The 16134-nt window shown below is 69.7% G+C and carries 16 protein-coding genes and 2 tRNA genes; 10 read left to right on the forward strand and 8 right to left on the reverse strand.

Annotated features, from left to right (window positions below; translation table 11 throughout):
* Positions 1 to 26: 26 nt before the first annotated feature.
* Positions 27 to 452 (reverse strand): peptidase inhibitor family I36 protein, encoded by a 426-nt coding sequence (locus ACIA3K_RS21990; protein ID WP_396803335.1) that lies wholly within the window; start codon positions 450 to 452, stop codon positions 27 to 29.
* A gap of 205 nt (positions 453 to 657) precedes the next feature.
* Positions 658 to 1266, reverse strand: a complete 609-nt coding sequence (wrbA, locus tag ACIA3K_RS21995; protein ID WP_396803337.1) for an NAD(P)H:quinone oxidoreductase — start codon at positions 1264 to 1266, stop codon at positions 658 to 660.
* 140 nt (positions 1267 to 1406) lie between these two features.
* Here wrbA and sigJ point away from each other — a divergent pair, with 140 nt between their 5' ends.
* From sigJ to ACIA3K_RS22015, 4 genes are all read left to right on the forward strand, one after another.
* Entirely contained in the window at positions 1407 to 2342 is a 936-nt protein-coding gene (gene sigJ / locus ACIA3K_RS22000; protein ID WP_396803338.1) for an RNA polymerase sigma factor SigJ, read from the forward strand.
* Between the two features lie 582 nt (positions 2343 to 2924).
* Complete coding sequence (locus tag ACIA3K_RS22005) at positions 2925 to 3158, forward strand: GntR family transcriptional regulator (RefSeq protein WP_396803339.1); 234 nt, start codon at positions 2925 to 2927, stop codon at positions 3156 to 3158.
* Between the two features lie 122 nt (positions 3159 to 3280).
* The gene (locus tag ACIA3K_RS22010) at positions 3281 to 3943 is read left to right on the forward strand and encodes a DUF433 domain-containing protein (protein ID WP_396803340.1); all 663 of its coding nucleotides are present in this window, start codon (positions 3281 to 3283) and stop codon (positions 3941 to 3943) included.
* A 19-nt stretch (positions 3944 to 3962) separates the two neighbouring features.
* Positions 3963 to 4355: a hypothetical protein gene (locus tag ACIA3K_RS22015; RefSeq protein WP_396803341.1), complete on the forward strand. Its 393-nt coding sequence runs from the start codon at positions 3963 to 3965 to the stop codon at positions 4353 to 4355.
* A gap of 229 nt (positions 4356 to 4584) precedes the next feature.
* Here ACIA3K_RS22015 and ACIA3K_RS22020 read toward each other — a convergent pair.
* Together ACIA3K_RS22020 and ACIA3K_RS22025 are read right to left on the reverse strand one after the other, a co-directional pair.
* A tRNA-Arg gene (locus ACIA3K_RS22020) sits at positions 4585 to 4657 on the reverse strand.
* 35 nt (positions 4658 to 4692) lie between these two features.
* A tRNA-Ser gene (locus ACIA3K_RS22025) sits at positions 4693 to 4783 on the reverse strand.
* 145 nt (positions 4784 to 4928) lie between these two features.
* Here ACIA3K_RS22025 and ACIA3K_RS22030 point away from each other — a divergent pair.
* Positions 4929 to 6470, forward strand: coding sequence for a hypothetical protein (locus ACIA3K_RS22030; protein ID WP_396803342.1), 1542 nt, complete (start codon positions 4929 to 4931; stop codon positions 6468 to 6470).
* A 4-nt stretch (positions 6471 to 6474) separates the two neighbouring features.
* On the opposite strand, the gene ACIA3K_RS22035 is transcribed toward ACIA3K_RS22030, so the two are convergent.
* Entirely contained in the window at positions 6475 to 7245 is a 771-nt protein-coding gene (locus ACIA3K_RS22035) for a CPBP family intramembrane glutamic endopeptidase (protein WP_396803343.1), read from the reverse strand.
* A gap of 144 nt (positions 7246 to 7389) precedes the next feature.
* Here ACIA3K_RS22035 and ACIA3K_RS22040 point away from each other — a divergent pair, with 144 nt between their 5' ends.
* Positions 7390 to 8505 (forward strand): globin domain-containing protein, encoded by a 1116-nt coding sequence (locus ACIA3K_RS22040; protein ID WP_396803344.1) that lies wholly within the window; start codon positions 7390 to 7392, stop codon positions 8503 to 8505.
* Positions 8506 to 8574: 69 nt separating this feature from the next.
* Here the strand turns inward: ACIA3K_RS22040 and ACIA3K_RS22045 are convergent, their stop codons facing one another.
* The gene (locus tag ACIA3K_RS22045) at positions 8575 to 10104 is read right to left on the reverse strand and encodes a peptide deformylase (RefSeq protein WP_396803346.1); all 1530 of its coding nucleotides are present in this window, start codon (positions 10102 to 10104) and stop codon (positions 8575 to 8577) included.
* 159 nt (positions 10105 to 10263) lie between these two features.
* Here ACIA3K_RS22045 and ACIA3K_RS22050 point away from each other — a divergent pair, with 159 nt between their 5' ends.
* The 3 genes from ACIA3K_RS22050 to ACIA3K_RS22060 all read left to right on the forward strand — a co-directional run bounded on the left by ACIA3K_RS22050 (position 10264) and on the right by ACIA3K_RS22060 (position 12667).
* The gene (locus tag ACIA3K_RS22050) at positions 10264 to 10782 is read left to right on the forward strand and encodes a SigE family RNA polymerase sigma factor (protein WP_396803347.1); all 519 of its coding nucleotides are present in this window, start codon (positions 10264 to 10266) and stop codon (positions 10780 to 10782) included.
* Complete coding sequence (locus tag ACIA3K_RS22055) at positions 10779 to 11678, forward strand: hypothetical protein (RefSeq protein ID WP_396803348.1); 900 nt, start codon at positions 10779 to 10781, stop codon at positions 11676 to 11678. Before ACIA3K_RS22050 ends, ACIA3K_RS22055 begins: the two co-directional genes overlap by 4 nt.
* Before the next feature lie 206 nt (positions 11679 to 11884).
* Entirely contained in the window at positions 11885 to 12667 is a 783-nt protein-coding gene (locus tag ACIA3K_RS22060; RefSeq protein WP_396803349.1) for an IucA/IucC family C-terminal-domain containing protein, read from the forward strand.
* 35 nt (positions 12668 to 12702) lie between these two features.
* Here ACIA3K_RS22060 and ACIA3K_RS22065 read toward each other — a convergent pair whose 3' ends face one another.
* On the reverse strand, positions 12703 to 14532 hold the full coding sequence (locus ACIA3K_RS22065) for a hypothetical protein (RefSeq protein WP_396803350.1): 1830 nt from the start codon (positions 14530 to 14532) through the stop codon (positions 12703 to 12705).
* A gap of 212 nt (positions 14533 to 14744) precedes the next feature.
* On the opposite strand from ACIA3K_RS22065, the gene ACIA3K_RS22070 reads away from it, so the two are divergent.
* Complete coding sequence (locus tag ACIA3K_RS22070; RefSeq protein WP_355048706.1) at positions 14745 to 15455, forward strand: class I SAM-dependent methyltransferase; 711 nt, start codon at positions 14745 to 14747, stop codon at positions 15453 to 15455.
* Between the two features lie 98 nt (positions 15456 to 15553).
* On the opposite strand, the gene ACIA3K_RS22075 is transcribed toward ACIA3K_RS22070, so the two are convergent.
* Positions 15554 to 16096 (reverse strand): YbhB/YbcL family Raf kinase inhibitor-like protein, encoded by a 543-nt coding sequence (locus ACIA3K_RS22075; protein ID WP_396803352.1) that lies wholly within the window; start codon positions 16094 to 16096, stop codon positions 15554 to 15556.
* Positions 16097 to 16134: the final 38 nt, after the last annotated feature.

Raw genomic sequence — 16134 nt, forward strand, 5'->3', positions numbered from 1 at the left:
CCGATGAGCAGCCGGCACGCCAAGGCTCAGTCGTAGAACACCACGAACGCTGACGCGGAGTCATTCGGGATCTTGTCTCCGCCACCAGTGAAATCCACTCCACTGTGCGCGGGAACGAACGTGATCCTGCCGCCGCCGCTGCCGGCGGCGAAGCCGTGCTCGAAGACACCGATCGTGTGATTACTGCCGTTCCACACGGAGGACGCTGAATCATTCAGGTTTTTTCCGTTGGTGTACTGGTACCAGCGGAAATCGGCGAAGCTGGCACCGGCATCGACGGTCCGGAACGCCATGGTCGAACCCGTCCAGCCGAAGTTCTCGTAGAAGCAGACCTCCACATACTTCTCGGCGCACCTGTACACCGCCAGCGCGGCCGTCGGGGCGACCGTCACCGAGGCCACGACGGCTGCGGTGGTAGCGAACGTAGCCGCGAATGCTTTGCGCTTCTTCACGTCATCTCCAACAAGAAACAGCCGGCAGAAAATGTGCCACGAACCTACCGGCCAGTTCTTTATTCCTTCTGGACGTCCCGATCTTGGAAGGTCCGGAGAACCTGGCGACGCCCGCAGACGCTCGCCGTACGCCACCGGTTCCAACCCCGCACCGGCTTCCGACGGCGCGCTATCACGACCAGGTCCGGTACGTCGTCGCGAGTGATCAGGCGGCACCGCCCGCCTTGAGGCGGGCGGTGATGTCGACGACCCGGCGGGCCTGATGGCGGGCCGCCTGGAGGACCACCTCGCCGGGCGTGCCGTCGCCGACCACGTGGGAGGTGCCGTAGGGGTTGCCGGCCTGGAACTGAACGGGGTCGGTGTAGCCGGGAGGCACGATGATGCCGCCCCAGTGGCAGAAGGTGTTCATCAGCGCCAGGAGAGTGGACTCCTGGCCGCCGTGCGGCGTGTTGGATGAGGTGAAGGCCGAGTACACCTTGTCGGCGAGCTTGCCCCCGAACCACAGCGGGCCCGTGGTGTCGATGAATGCGCGGAGCTGGCTGGCCGGGTTGCCGAAACGGGTGGGAGTGCCGAAGAGCACCGCGTCGGCCCAATCCAGATCGTCGTGGTTGGCCTCGGCAATGTTCACGGTGTCCTTCAGGTGCCGGTCCCACTCCGGCCTGACGCTGACCGCCGCCGCCGGGGCGGTTTCGAAGACCTTGCGCAGTCGCACGGTGGCGCCGGCCTTCTCGGCCCCTTCGACGGCGGCTCGCGCCAACGTGTGGATGGTGCCGGTGGAGCTGTAGTAGATGATCGCTAGGTGCACGGGTTCCACGGTCGATCTCCTCCCTCTGCGGTTCCGACCGGTACGACGAGACAGCGCGAGAAGATGTGAGGCGACCTGCGACCGCACAATTCGCGGCGACGGTTCGTCGTAAGGGGTGAGCCAGATCGTCTGAAGGAGCCGATGAATTCATGGCCCACCCGTCCGACCCGCTAGATGACCGGCCCGACCCGAACCTGAGCGCGATCATCAGGGAGCGGCGTCAGCTGACCAACCTGGCGTACCGGCTGCTGGGCTCCCTGGCCGACGCGGAGGACGTCGTGCAGGAGACCTACGCCCGCTGGTACGCCATGTCCCCCCGCCAGCAGGAGGACATCAACGCACCCGGTGGCTGGCTGACGACAGTTGCCAGCCGCATCTGCCTGGACCTGCTCCGCTCGGCGCGGGTCAGGCGCGAGCGTTACGTTGGCGAATGGATCCCGGAACCGCTGCCCGACCGGGCCGAATGGATCAGCGGCCAGTCAACCGGTGACACCGACCCCGCCGACCGGGTCACCCTCGACGAGTCGGTCAGCATGGCCTTCCTCGTCGTACTCGACGCGATGACCCCTGCCGAACGGGTCGCGTTCATCCTGCACGACGTCTTCGGCTACCCCTTCGCCGATGTGGCCGCGATCGTCGGCCGTACCCCCGGGGCATGCCGACAGCTCGCCGCGTCGGCCCGGCGGCGCATCCGCGTTCCGCGGCCGGACGCGGGCGCGTCAGGCCGACGTACCGATCTAGTCCGGGCCTTCAAACGCGCCTGGGAGGCCACGGACATCGAGGCGCTCATCGGCCTGCTCGGACCCGACGCCACGGCGACCGGCGACGGCGGAGGGCTCGTCACAGCCGCGCTCCACCCGGTCGAGGGAGCCGAGCAGGTTGCCCGCTTCTTCGTCGACCGGCCCACGGCGGCGGCCGGCGTGACGCTCCAGGAATGCACGGTCAACGGCCAGCCCGGTCTCGTTGCTCTGCGGGACGGCAGCACCGTGTCGGTGATGGCGTTCGACGTCAGCGACGACCGCATCGAACACATCTGGGCCGTACTCAACCCCGACAAGCTCCGCTCCTGGGTTGCGAAGGCTTGAGTTTCCGGAGCCCGGCGGGCTGGACGAAGGGTTCCCGCCGGGCTACTGCTTCACTGCGGGCGTCCAGCTCGTACCCCTCGATCCAGGCCCATCCGTCGTACGTGATCCGGTCTTCCAGCACTCGGATGAGCCGGAAGAGGAACGGCCGGGAGAACTGGACGCTGGCCGCCTGCGTGATGTGGAGGAGGTCACCACCCTTGAATGGGGGCACGACCCACCGCCCGTCGCCAAGCCAGGATCCGCGCTCGGGCTACGGCGACCCTCGGGCACCAGCCGTCCGGATGACAGCGGCTGCATCGCTGCACGCGGTGGTAGTCGACCACCGTCCAGGAAAGCTCCACCTCGAACGGCACGCTGGTCACCGCTCGCCCTCCGTACGCGGCTTCGCGGGCCCGGATCGATCGGGCACTTCCCGACGACGAGGGAACGGCCAGAGCTTCACGAGATGGCTCCTACCTGGGCGGATGGCTGACCCTGAGGGTAGTCGAACCTATTCAGCCTGTACAGCCCGGCCAGCCTGCCTAGCCCGGGCTGCCTGTACCTGATGGCCATCCCGTGTAGCGCGTCCATATCGTGTCGATCATGATTGACGAGATGAGCCCGGTCCCCTTCTACGTTCAGCTCGCCGATCTCCTCGCCAAGCAGATCGAGTCCGGGAAGCTCAAGCCTCGTCAGCCGCTCCCGAGCGAGGCGACGTTGCAGCAGGAGCACGGCGTAGCTCGCGGCACCGTCCGCGCAGCGGTACGGCTGCTGCGGGAACGCGGGCTCGTCGTCACCTTCACCGGTCGCGGGACGTTCGTCGCCGAGAAGCCATAGCCCTTTACCACCACATACGCAGGCGTCGGTCAACTGCGCGTCGCCTCGACGGTGGTGTGCTCTCCACAGCGCGTATGCAATGCTGCTGACAGCGGATCAATGGCACACGGAGAGGGGGATATATGGGCGACGTCCGATTTACGGAAGGAATCCTCAATCTCACCCAAGCCGGGCGTCATCTCCGGGTCCCGCAGCAGACTTTTCACCGGTGGGCGCGGGGTTACCAGCGCGGCGGGCCGCTCCTGCACGTCGTCGACGGCGATCCGGACGTTCTACCGGTCACGTTCATCGCGCTGGCCGAGGCACACGTGCTGGAGGCGCTGCGCAATGCCGGCGTGCGTCCGCAGAAGATCCGCCCGGCCCTGACGGAGCTCCAGCGAGAGTTTGGGCGTGAGTACGTCCTGGTGGCACCCGAGCTGGCCACTGACGGCATCGACGTGCTGTGGGACTTCAGCAAGACCCGTTCCGGGGAAGGCCTGATCGTCGGTGGCACCAATCAGCACGTGATCAAGGAAATCGTGGCTGATCACATGGAGTACATCGCCTTCGACAGCGAGGGCGTCCCCGAGCAGCTGACGCTGTCCAACTGGCAGCCGGCCAAGGTGATCGTCAACATGCGACGGTCTTTCGGGCAACCGATCTTCGCGGCGACGGGAACCCGAGTGGCGGACGTCGCCGGCATGATGAAGGCGGGTGAGAGCGCTGAAACAGTCGCGGACGAGTTCGGAATCGACATCCACGACGCCCGCGCCGCCGCACGCGTCCTCCTGGGCCGCGCCGCCTGAGTTCTACATCGACGAGAACATGCATGGCCGGTCGCTGCGTCGATGCATCACCGACCTCGGCTACCAGGTGCACAGCCCCGCCTCCGTCTTCACTCGGGAACGGCTGGAGCAGGGCGTCAGGGACGAGGACTGGCTGCCGGTGATAGGCAAAGAGGGCTGGGTGGTGTTCGGCCGCGACCAGTACATCCTCAAGCGGGAGCTGGAGCTACAAGCCTTCCTCAAGGCCAAGGTGCACATGTTCCTGTTTCCCGGCGATGCGGCCCGCGACCACATCATCGAGTTGGTGCGGCTAAACCTGGCCCGGATCTGCACGCTGGCGTCGGCCCGCCAACCGAACGTCTACTGGCTCAGGCGAGACAGCGTGATGAGCTACGAAGAACGCCTAGCCGAGATTCAGCGCCGCCGCACATAGATGCCCCGCCCTGGCCCAGCGCAGCGCGACGACGTAGGGCAGCAATTTCCAGGGTGCCGGGGTGCCGCAGGCGCACCGTCCAACGGATTTACAAGAGCTGGTCAACGCCTAGACGACCAACTGTAACTACTGAGTGCGATCAAACCCCCACGACACTGCACTGTCGGTCATAGGTGATCAACAAAAAACGTCTGACCGCGTTTCCGCAGGTCAGACGTTTTTGATCTTGTGCGCCCGAAGGGACTCGAACCCCTAACCTTCTGATCCGTAGTCAGATGCTCTATCCATTGAGCTACGGGCGCTCGTGCTCAGCCAGTGTACACACCCGGCTTTCGCGCGGAGACTCCGGGATTCGAACCCGGGAGGGGCTTTAAGACCCCAACCGCATTAGCAGTGCGGCGCCATAGACCAGACTAGGCGAAGTCTCCCTGGTGGCCCGCAGACCACCGCGCCCGAGGATACAGGTCGGCACCCACCGGGGGCAAAACGACTTCCGGGGTACGCCGACCGGGGCGGCGCGCCCCGGTATTCCACCGCTGTGCGGGGACGTGATCGCGACTACGCTCCATCGATATGCAGGAGCAGCCGCCCAGCGAACCGACCCGCCAGGAGCCTGCTGAGCGCCCGCGTCGGCGCCCGGCGCGGGCCACGTTCACGCCGCCGCAGGTGACCGACCAGTCTGCCGAGACGGCCCCTGCGGCACCGGCGAGCCCGCGTCCCCGCCGGGCCAAGGCGGCACCGGTGATCTTCCAGCCACCGGATCCGGACCGTCCCCTGCCTCGACAGCCGAAGGCTGCCGCCGCCCACGCGGAGAGCACCCCGGTCGAGCCGCCCGCCGCCGCCAGAGACGCGCCACAGCCCACCAAGGAACCCGCCGAAGACACGGCGCAGCCCACCAAGGAACCCACCAAGAAGCCCGCCAAAAAGGCAGCTCAACCCGGCCAGGACGCAGCTCAGCCCGCCCAGGACCAGGCCCTTCCCGGCGCGGCGGGAGACCCGACCGGCCAGCCACCGAGGGCGCGGGCTCCCCGGCCCCGGAAGACCGCCACCAACACGGCGGCCGTCGCACCGACACCACCTCCGCCAGCGCCGGCCATCCCGGATGCGACGCCCGTCACACCAGCGCCGACCGAGATCACGCCAACCCCTCGCAAGCGCGCCACGCCCACCCGCGCCACGACCCAGAGCAAGACGACCCCGGCCAAGGCGACCCCGAGCGGGACGACCCCGGGCGAGGCGACCCCCAGCAGGACGGCCCCGAGCAAGACGGCCCAGGACGACGCGACTCTGGACCCTGCCACGCCGCGAAAGTCCACCCCGCGCACGGCTGAGCCGGAGAAGGTCACCCCGCGCAGAGCCGCCACGGCGAAGGCGAGCGCACCCGAAACCGCACCGACGCCCACCCCGGAAGTGGCTTTCGCGATCACCCCCGAACCGGCCGCAGCGGCAGTTCCATCGGCTGACCCGGAGACGGCTTCGACGCGTACCCCCGAATTGCCGGAGGTGGTCGCGCGCCTGCGCGACCATCCTGGCTTCGCGCCGGAGTTTTTGGCGATGGAGGCGGTGCGGACGCTCGGACCCGGCGCGGCCGAGTGGGCGCGGCGGCTGCGGGACCGCTACCCGGACGCTCCGGCGGACGGTCTGGCCCGGCTGGCGACCCGGCGGTACGTGCGGGCCGCGGGCGCGGGAGGGGCAGCGGCGGCGCTGGCCGGCCTGTTCGCGCCGCTGGCGGAGCTGGTGACGGTGCTCTGGAGCCAGTCGAACCTGGTGCTGCACCTGGCGGCGGCGTACGGCCGGGACCCGGCGCATCCCGATCGGGCCGAGGAGCTGCTGGTGTTGACCCAGGTGCATCCGGACGCGGCGAGCGCGCGGGCCGCGCTGGTCGGTGCGCGGGAGGCCGGTGATCCGGTGGAGGGGACGTGGCCGAAGGCGGCGGAGGCCGCCTGGCGGCTCGCCGCGCCGCTCACCGCGCAGGCCGGCGGATGGGTGGCGTTGCGGTTGGCGTCCCGACTGGTGCCGGGGGCGGCGGTGGTCGCCGCCACGCTTGGCGACGCGGCGGCGGCCGATCGGCTGGCGGCGCGGGCGGTGGCCGCCTACCGGCCGCACCGGCGCTGAGTGGTCACAACCAGTCGAACCATTCGCGAGGCAGCGACGCGTAGCCGACGAAGGCGACCACGTCGAGCACGGTGTGCGCGATGATCAGGGGCATCACCCGACGGGTACGCAGGTAGAAGAGGCTGAACACGACGCCCATCACCGCGTTGCCGACGAACGCGCCGAAGCCCTGGTAGAGGTGGTAGCTGCCGCGCAGCAGCGCGCTGGCCGCGATGATCGCGGCGAGCCGCCACTGGAGTTGGCGCAGCCGGGTGACGAGGTAGCCGACCACGATCACCTCCTCCAGCACGGCGTTCTGCACGGCGGCGAGGATCAGCACCGGGACCGCCCACCAGACGTGCGGTAGGGCCGCCGGCACCAGGGTCGCGTTGAGGCCGAGGTGCGCCGCCACCCAGAACAGGGCCAGACCGGGCAGGCCGATCAGCGCGGCCAGGCCGGCGCCCCGGGCCAGATCCTGGCCGGGCCGCCGCGCGTCCAGGCCGAGGGTCCGCGCCGGGTCGCCGGGGTCCCGGCTGAGCAGGTGTACGGCGAGCAGCACGGGAAGCAGCGCGAAGACGATGCCGAGGAGCTGGTACGTCAGGTCCAGCCAGGGGCGGGCCGAGGCGGAGGTGTTCAGTGCGGCGGTCTGCTTGGAGAGCGGGCCCTCGGCGGTCAGCTTCGCGATGATCGAGACCACCGCGTAGACGGCGGACTGGCCGAGGGACAAGCCCAGGACCAGCAACGTTTCGGTCCCCAGCAGCCGGCGGGACACCGGGCGGGTCAGCTCAACGGTCACCGCACCACTCTGCCCGACGGACCGGCCAGCGGGCAGGGCCGACCGGCCGGCATGAACCGATCGCACATTCTGTGCGACCGGTGCACACGCTCCGTGGAGATTCTATGGGTGCCCGATCCGCTGCCGTCTGGAGAAGGAGCACCGGTGGACGATGTCGCACGGTTGCTGAAGGAGAGCTGGACCCTGGTCGAGGAGGACCGGGAGCGGCTGACCGGGCACTTCTATGCTCGGGTGTTCCTGCTCGACCCCGCCCTGCGCCAGCTCTTCCCGGTGCAGATGGCCGGCCAGGGTGACCGCCTGCTGGAGGCGATCATCACGGCGATCCACACCGTGGACGACCCGGAGAGCTTCGACGAGTTCCTGCGCGCGCTGGGCCGCGACCACCGCAAGTACCACGTCGATGACCGGCACTACGCCACGATGGGCGTCGCGCTGCTCGACGCGCTGCGCAGCACCGCCGGCGACGGCTGGAACCTGGAGTACGACCAGGCCTGGCGGGACGCGTACGCGGCGATCTGCGCGAAGATGGTGGCCGGGGCGGCCGACGACGACAACCCGCCGTTCTGGCATGCCGAGGTGCTGACCCACGAGCGCCACGGCCCCGACATCGCCGTGCTTACCTGCCGGGCCCTGCAACATCCGCTGCCCTGGCGGGCGGGCCAGTACGTCAGCCTGGAGCTGCCCCGCTTCCACCCGAGGGTGTGGCGGAACTACTCGGTGGCGAACGCCCCGAACGACGACAACGTGCTGGAGTTCCACGTCCGGAGCCCCGGCGCGGGCTGGGTGTCCGGGGCGCTGGTCCGCCGGGTGCAGGCCGGGCACCTGCTGCGGCTGGCGGCGCCGATGGGGTCGATGACCCTGGACCGCTCCTCCGAGCGGGACATCCTCTGCGTGGCCGGCGGCGTCGGGCTCGCGCCGATCAAGGCGCTGGTGGAGGAGTTGGCCACCTACAACCGGACGCGGTGGGTGCACGTGTTCTACGGTGCCCGGCAGGCGACGGACCTGTACGGGCTGGCCGCGCTACAGGATCTGGTGGCCGCACATCCGTGGTTGTCGGTCACCGCCGCGTGCAGCGACGACCCGGAATTCGACGGCGAGCAGGGTGACATCCCGGACGTCGTGGCCCGGTACGGCCCGTGGACCACGCACGACTGTTACGTCTCCGGGTCGGCGCAGATGGTCCGGTCGACCCTGCGGGTGCTGGCCGCCGACGAGGTGCCGCCGTCGACCGTCCGCTACGACACGTTCGGCGATCTCTAGACGTTCCTCCCCCCACACCGGGGCGCGTGCCCCTGCCCCCTGGGGCGCGCGCCCCGGTCCCCTCCTGTCTCAGTAGCGCCAGGGTCGCCCGGTCTCCCGGTACTCCTCGACCGGCACCAGCGGCACGCCCGGCGCCATCCGGTCCACGTAGAGCCGGCCCTGAAGATGGTCGATCTCGTGCGCGACGAGCCGGGCCATGCCGAACTCGAACGACGTGATGATCCGGCTGCCGTCCCACTGGGCGTGTTCGACGTCTAGCCGCAGCGGCCGGGGCACCAGACCGCGGTGGTCGAAGAAGGAGAGGCACCCCTCGTACTGCTCGTCGGTCTCCGGGTCGGCGTCGACCACCCGCGGGTTGAGCAGGACGACCGGTTCCGCCGAGCGGTCGGGGGGTCGGACGACGGCGGCGGCACGGCCGATGGCGAGCTGCGGGGCGGCGATACCGACCCCCTTGCTGAACGGGTGCAGCTCGTCGAGCCGGGCCAGCGCCATGACGAGGCGATCCACGATCTCGCGGGCCGCCTGCTCCTCGCCGGGGAGGTCGAACTGTCGCACCGGCTGTCGGAGCAGGTCGTCGCCGCGCTGCACGATGCCGATCCCGCGCATGCGGTCGCTGGGCCGGACCCGGGTGGCGCCGGGGCCGGCGTCCGGCTCGGTGTCCGGCCGAGCCCGGAAGCGCCACTGCATCCGGTAGCGGGCGTTCAGCGGCGGGTCGTCGGTCTGCCAGTCGATGATCGCCCGGTCACCCTCGTCGCGCCGCTGCGGGGCCGTCCGCAGCGGGCCCTCCTCCGCCGAGAGCGAGGTCTCCACGCCCCAGACCTGCGGGTCGAACGCCGCCGGCAGATCCAGGCGTACGGCCAGACGCCGGGTGGGCAGCCGGACGGCCCGCTGGAACCAGGGGCCCCACTTGTCGTGGCCGACGCTGTACGCGTACTCGATGCTGGTCCGGTCGCCGGGGTACAGCGGGAAGCGGCGTTCGCCGTTCTCGAAGAGCAGCCAGATCTCCTTGAAGGCGTCCCGGTCGTGCTTCGCCCGCCAGTGCATCGCCTCCGGGTCGCCGGTGCCGTCGTCGCGCCGGGCCTGTAGTTGCAGCTCGGCGAAGGTGAGCGGGTGTTCCCGGTGGTGCCGGTTGGAGCGACCGGGATCGTTCGGGTAGCGGTCCACCGCGACGCGGACGAGGTAGCGGGTGACCGGCTCGGTGCCCGCGTTGTACAGCTCGCGGTGGATGACGCACCGGTAGCCGTCAGCGGTGTGGGTGAGGGAGGCCAACTCCCGCTCCACCACGAGGCCGGTGCCGGGGGGCAGCCACTGGCCGGACAGCGAGGGTTCGCGCTGCGGTTGGCCGGAGCGGGCGTGCCGGAGGTCGTCGTACTCGCGGAAACGCTGCCAGATCGCGCCGCTGGCCTCCAGGACGGCCTCGGCGCGGCGGGCGAAGTCCTCGGTCGGGCGGTGTCGGCGCCCTTCGACGTGGCTCACGTAGGACGGGTCGAAGCCCATCAGCACGGCCAGTTGCTTCTTGGAGAGGCCCCGCCCGGCGCGCTGACGGGCAAGCTCGGCCGCGAAGGACTCGGCAGCCCGTTCGAGGGGTGAGGTCGTCATCGGCTTCCTCGCGGCCGGGAGTATCAGTTTCACGTTCCGTGGCCGAGCGCACACTCATCTGGCATGTTCCCGACACACCGCTTGACAGCTCGTGCCTCGCCCTCTGTGACGGCGGTCGGCCATGGCAACCCCCGCCGGGCGGTTGGAGTCCTTATCCCCGTGAGAGTTGATCCGAGTTTCGACAGCTTCGTCGAGCAGAGGTCGGCAGCGCTCCTGCGGCTCGCGTTCCTCCTCACCGGGGACCGGGGCCACGCAGAGGATCTGCTGCAGACCGCCCTGCTGCGCACGATGCGTCGCTGGTCGAAGGCCCGCGAGGCGCCTGAGCCGTACGTCCGGCAGGTCATGGTCAACCTGTCCCGGGACCGGATCAGGGATCTGCTGCGCCGCCCGCGCGAGACGGCGCTGCCGGACAACCCCGACGCCTTCCGCTCCACCGACTCCGGGTTCGACGGCGTCGGGGAGCGGCAGACGGTCGCCGGGGCGCTCGCCCAACTTCCCGTGCGGCAGCGACAGGTGATCGTGCTCCGGTACTTCGAAGACCTCTCCATCGAGCAGACGGCGGAGCTGATCGGCTGCTCGATCGGAACGGTCAAGTCGTACACCTCCCGAGCGCTGGCGCGGCTGCGCGAACTACTCGGCGACCTTCACGAAACCGAAGAGGCAAGGACCCTGCGATGACCGCTCTCGACGACGAACAGCTGGGCCGCCTGCTGGGCGACCGGCTCCACGAGGAGACGTACACCATGACCGCACCATCGAATCTCACCGAGACCCTGCACCAGCGGAACAGGCGCCGTACCCGGGCGCTGGGTCTGGCCGTGGCCACGCCGGTGGTCGCCGCCGTGGCCGTGGGCGCCTCGCTGGCGTTCGCTCCCGGCGGTGGCGCTCCGAAGGAGGCGCCGGAGATGCTCACCGTCGGCTACGTCGCCGAGCAGACGGCCAACGCCCTGGGCCAACTACCGGGGTACGTCCAGCACGAGACCGCCAAGCACCAGGGCCGGGACGGCAAGCAGGCGAGCCTGATCGAGCTCTGGGCCGACCGCGCCACCAGCCGCGAACGGCAGGACAACAAGATCTACTACGGCGACGTCCGCTCGTACACCCTGGCGCTGGACGGCTCCACCGCCGTCGAGCTGAACCACGACAAGAAGAAGTGGTGGACCTACCAGATCGCCTCGCTCAAACCCGTCGACAGCGGCCAGATCCAGCACCTACCGCCGGCGCTCAACCCCAAGGACCTCAAGCGCGCCGTCGACAGCGGGAAGGTGACGCTCGTCGGGAAGGAGCGGCTGGACGGCAGGCAGACCGTGCACCTGCAGTGGCTGGGAGGCCCGGACAGCGCCATGGACGCGGCGAAGACCGCCGAGGAGTCCATGCAGATCTGGGTCGACGCGAAGTCCTACCAGCCGGTCCGGGTGGTCAACAAGCTGTTCAGCGGCACCACCACCAGCGACTACGAGTGGCTGCCCCGCACGAAGGAGAACCTGGCCAAGGTGACCGTCTGGCCGCCGGCCGACTACCGGAAGCTGCCGTGCACGCCCACGCCGGCGAAGGACTGCGGCTTGAACAACTGAGTCGCGTTTACGAGGCCCCGGATCGCGGTACGCGGTCCGGGGCCTCTCCGGCTGTCCGGATCCGGCAGCGCCTGTCGCTCGGATTACAGACGCTCGCGTATTCCGGCGAGCTTGGTTAGGCTAGCCTTAGCTCAGGACGGCACCTGGTCGTCCGCCGGGGAACGCCTCGGCCACTCAGACGGGGGACGGCTCAGGTGACTGCGGTGATGCCGAGGCGGGACGTGACCGCCACGCCGCTCGCCCCCGTCACGGCCGCGCTGCGGACCATGTTCGGCACCGACGACCTCCCCGGGCTCGCCCGGGGGCTGCTGGTCGACGACGAGCTGGGCTGGGCACCCGCCACGACCCTGGTCGACGGCACCCGCCTGCCGGAGCTGCTGCGCGCGGCGAGTGTCCGCTGGGGCGGCACCCCGCACGCCTGCGCCGCGCTGGCCTGGAAGTCGTACAGCTACTGGACGGCGCTGCCGGTCGTACTCGGTTGGGCCTCGGCCCGCCGGGTTCCGCTGCTCCACCCGTCCGACGTGCTGATCCACTTCGAGGACCACCGGCCCCTGATCACGCTGGGCCTGCGCCACGGCACCACGGTGGCGGTCCTGCCGAGCGACCCGCTGGCGCTGTCCGGCCTGCCGGAGGTACGCGTCGTCGCGGGTGAGGCGGAGTTGCTCGCCGAGCTGCGGGCCTCCCTGCTCGACGCCCACCTGGCCCCGCTGATCGCGGCTATCCAGGCAGAGGTACGCGTCGGCACCCGGACGCTGCTCGGCTCGGTCGCCTCGGGCATCGCGCACGGCATCCTGCGGGGTGCCGACGGGCTGCCCGGCTCGACGGTGCAGAGCATCGACACCCTGCTCGGCGCGCTCGACCTGGCCGACCTGGTCGAGCTGGTCCCCGGTCCGGCCGGCGAGCCCAGCGTCCAGCGTCGCACCTGCTGCCTGGCCTTCACGCTGCCCAGCCCGAAGGTCTGCCAGGGCTGCTGCGTCCGCCAGGGCTGACCGCGGCCGGCAGGGCGCGGGGCGGCGTCCCGCCTTCAGTCGGTCAGCGGTCGCACGTCCCACACCCAGACGCCGCCGGTGAAGGTCGGTTGGACACCGGTCAGCTCGGTCATCCCCCGGCGCAGTTCCATCTCGTGCTCGTGCGGTCCGAGGATCACCACGCCGGCCCGCCAGTAGCGCAGGTCGTCGACCGCCTTGACCCGACTCTGCGGGGTGATCGGCGGAACCGCGCCGGTCCGGCGGATGGTGGCGAAGAAGCTGCTCGTGGGCCGCGGCGGCGCGGTGAACAGCGCGACCTTCGGCGGCTGGGCGCTCGGGCGGGTGTCCGGGCCGAGGAAGTAGCCCCGGGCCAGCGGCATGTCCAGCCGGGTGACGGCAGCCCAGCGCAGCGGCTCCGCGTAGGTGGTGTCCGGCAGCGGCAAGGTAACCACACTGCGCCCACCAGCCACGTAGGGCCGCCACGCCCCGCTGGTCACGAAGGTGGGGACCGGATCCAGTTGGACTACCGGCAGCGGGGTGGGCAGGATCGGCAGCAGGGCCATCGTCAGCACGGTCGCGGTGGCGAAGCGGATCTGCGGTCGGGCGGCCGGTCGGGCGCGGGCCACCTCGCGGGCGCGCTCGGCGCCGTAGGCGAGCAACACCCCGATGATCGGGGTGATCGCCAGCGCCCACCGGGTCGGCACCACCGAGTGCAGGATCGGCAGGTTCTCCAGCGCCGCCCAGGGCCCCGGCACCCCGGTGCCGCGATTGTTGAAGCGGATCTCCCGGCCGAGCGAGAGCACCGCGAAGAGCAGCCCGAGCCCGGCCAGCGCGAGCACCACCGCCGAGCGCCGCAGCCACCAGACGAGGGCGATCACCAGCACGAGCAGCGACCAGCCGAAGAAGCTGTTCTCCTCGGTCGGGTTCTTGGCCAGGCCGGCGGCGGTGCGCGGGCTGCCGGCCAGCGACTCCCGGGAGTACGCCACGAACGAGGCCAGGTCACTGGAGTAGCCACGGATCAGGCTGGACAACCCGGAGTAGGCGCCGGGACCGAAGAACTGCACGTACAGCGGGTACGCGAGCAGCGCACCGGCGACCACGGCGGCGACGGCCAGGCCGGCGAGGAACCCTCGGGTCCGTGATCGCAGGGCAGGGCGAGCGAGGGCCAGCGCGCCGACGACCACGCCGAGCCCGATCGCGGTCATCAGCAGGATCTCCAGGTTGAGGAACGCCTGCCAGACGATCACCAACGCGAGCAGCACACCGTTACGCAGCCAGCGGCCGGGGTCGGCGAGCCGCAGCGTACGCCAGATGATCAGTGGGACGACGAACTGCGACACGATGTTCGGGTGCCCGTTGGCGTGCGACACCATGGCCGGCGCGAACGCGCAGAAGCCGGCGCCCAGCCAGGCCGGCCCCCGACTTCCGACCAGGACGCGGGAGAGCAGGAAGTACCAGGCCGTGGCGGTGGCGATCATTCCGAGAGTGAGAAAGAGCAGGAATGACGCACGTGGCCCGAACAGCAGGGTGATCGGTGTCATTGGTAATGAAATGGATAATACGGACGTATTTGCCATGAGGTTGACACCGTCCGGCACGTTCATCTGGTCCGAATGGAACGGGTACGCGAATTGCGTGACCACCCGCGCACCGTGCGCCATCATCCATTCGAACTGCGACTGGTCCGAGCGGTTGTCCCGCACTCCGCCGCCCGGGTCCCACCAGAGGCGCCCGGTGATCCAGAAGCCGAGCACCACGAAGCTCAGCACGGCGGCCAGATCGGCCCACTTCCCGTTACGGCGCAACCGATCGCCGTCGCCGGGCTCCTCCACCCGCGACGCGGTGGACGGACCGTCGCCGGGAGCGTCCGATTCGGGAGTAGTCATGACAATTCATAGGGTAGTCAGCGTATGACGGTGCCGTGACATGTTTCGAGGTACTGCCGTACTATGTGCCGGGTTCGCCGACCGCCGATCACGTGCCCACCCCCCGACCCGCAATTCGGCCAACAGCTCCCCCGATTCCTCTGCCATCCAAGCGGATGATTCACTCTGTCGGTCCAGGCACGGGTCGAGTTCATATCGTGAGGAATCGACGCATGGCAGAAATCACTGGGGACCAGCGCGTCCAGTCCGAGGTGCTTGAGGGCCTGGCGATGGCCGTCAACCACCGTCGCTGGTTCGTCGAACTGGCGGTGCCGTACCTCGGTGACGACCCGATCGAGATCGGCAGCGGCCTCGGCGACTACGCGTTGGAATGGTCGCAGCGGCTTCCCCGGTTCACGGCCACGGAGGCGGACCCCGACCGGCTCGTGCAGCTCAAGGAGCGGCTCGCCAGCCAGGCGGGCGTCGACGTCCGGCAGATGCTGCTGCCGCACAACGATCGGGGAAACTACAGCGCCGCGGTCTCGTACAACGTGCTGGAGCACATCGAGGACCACGTGGGCGCGCTGCGCAGCATGCGCGACCTGGTCCGACCCGGCGGCGCGGTGATCATCATCGTGCCGGCGTTCCAGTTCGCCATGAGCCCGGCCGACATCGCCACCGGCCACGTCCGCCGCTACACGAAGAAGACGCTCGGTACGGCGATGACCGAGGCCGGCCTGACCGTGGAAAAGATCCACTACGCGAACGCACTCGGGTTGATCGGCTACTTCATGGCCACCAAGGTCTTCCGGCTCATGCCGAAGGAGGGCCCCATGGTCAAGGTGTACGACACCCTGGTCCTCCCCGCCACCAAGGCCGCCGAGCAGGTCGTCCGCCCCCCGTTCGGCCAGTCCGTCTTCGCCGTGGCCCGCGTCCCGGCCTGACCCCCCTTTAACCGCGCCGATCTTGCACTTTCTGCTGCCGTAACGTTCCCTGTGTGGGGGTATGTCAGCGCAGAAAGTGCAAGATCGGCGCGGTGGGGTTACTCCTTGGTCTGGTGGGTGGGGCGGATTACCGCTCTTGCCAGGGTGTGGAAGGTCAGGTTGAAGCCGACGTAGGCGGGGCTCGCGTCGGGGGTCACGTCCAAGCGGTCGACGTCCAGGGCGTGCACCGCGAAGACGTACCGGTGGGGGCGGTCACCGGGCGGCGGCGCCGCGCCGCCGTAGCCCTGCTCGCCGTAGTCGTTGCGGACGGAGAACGCTCCACCGAGATCGGTGCCCGCCGCACCCCCGGCACCGGTCGGCAGCTGCGTGACGTCGACCGGCACGTTCACCAGCACCCAGTGCCAGAAGCCGCTGCCGGTCGGCGCGTCCGGGTCGTAGCAGGTGACGGTGAAGCTCTTGGTCTCGGCGGGGAAGTCCGACCAGGTGAGCTGCGGCGAGACGTTCTCACCGCCGGCGCTGCCGTGGGCGTGCCGGACGTCCATCGGCTCGCCGTTCTGCACGTCGTCACTGGTCAGGGTGAACGAGGGAACGGTCGGCAGCAGCTCGTACGGGTCCGGGGCGATCGGTCGTTCCAGGGTCATCGGTACGCGTCCTTCCGGAGTGGGCAGATACCAGCCTC

The sequence above is a fragment of the Micromonospora sp. NPDC051543 genome, from assembly GCF_044454415.1.
Classification (GTDB): Bacteria; Actinomycetota; Actinomycetes; order Mycobacteriales; family Micromonosporaceae; genus Micromonospora.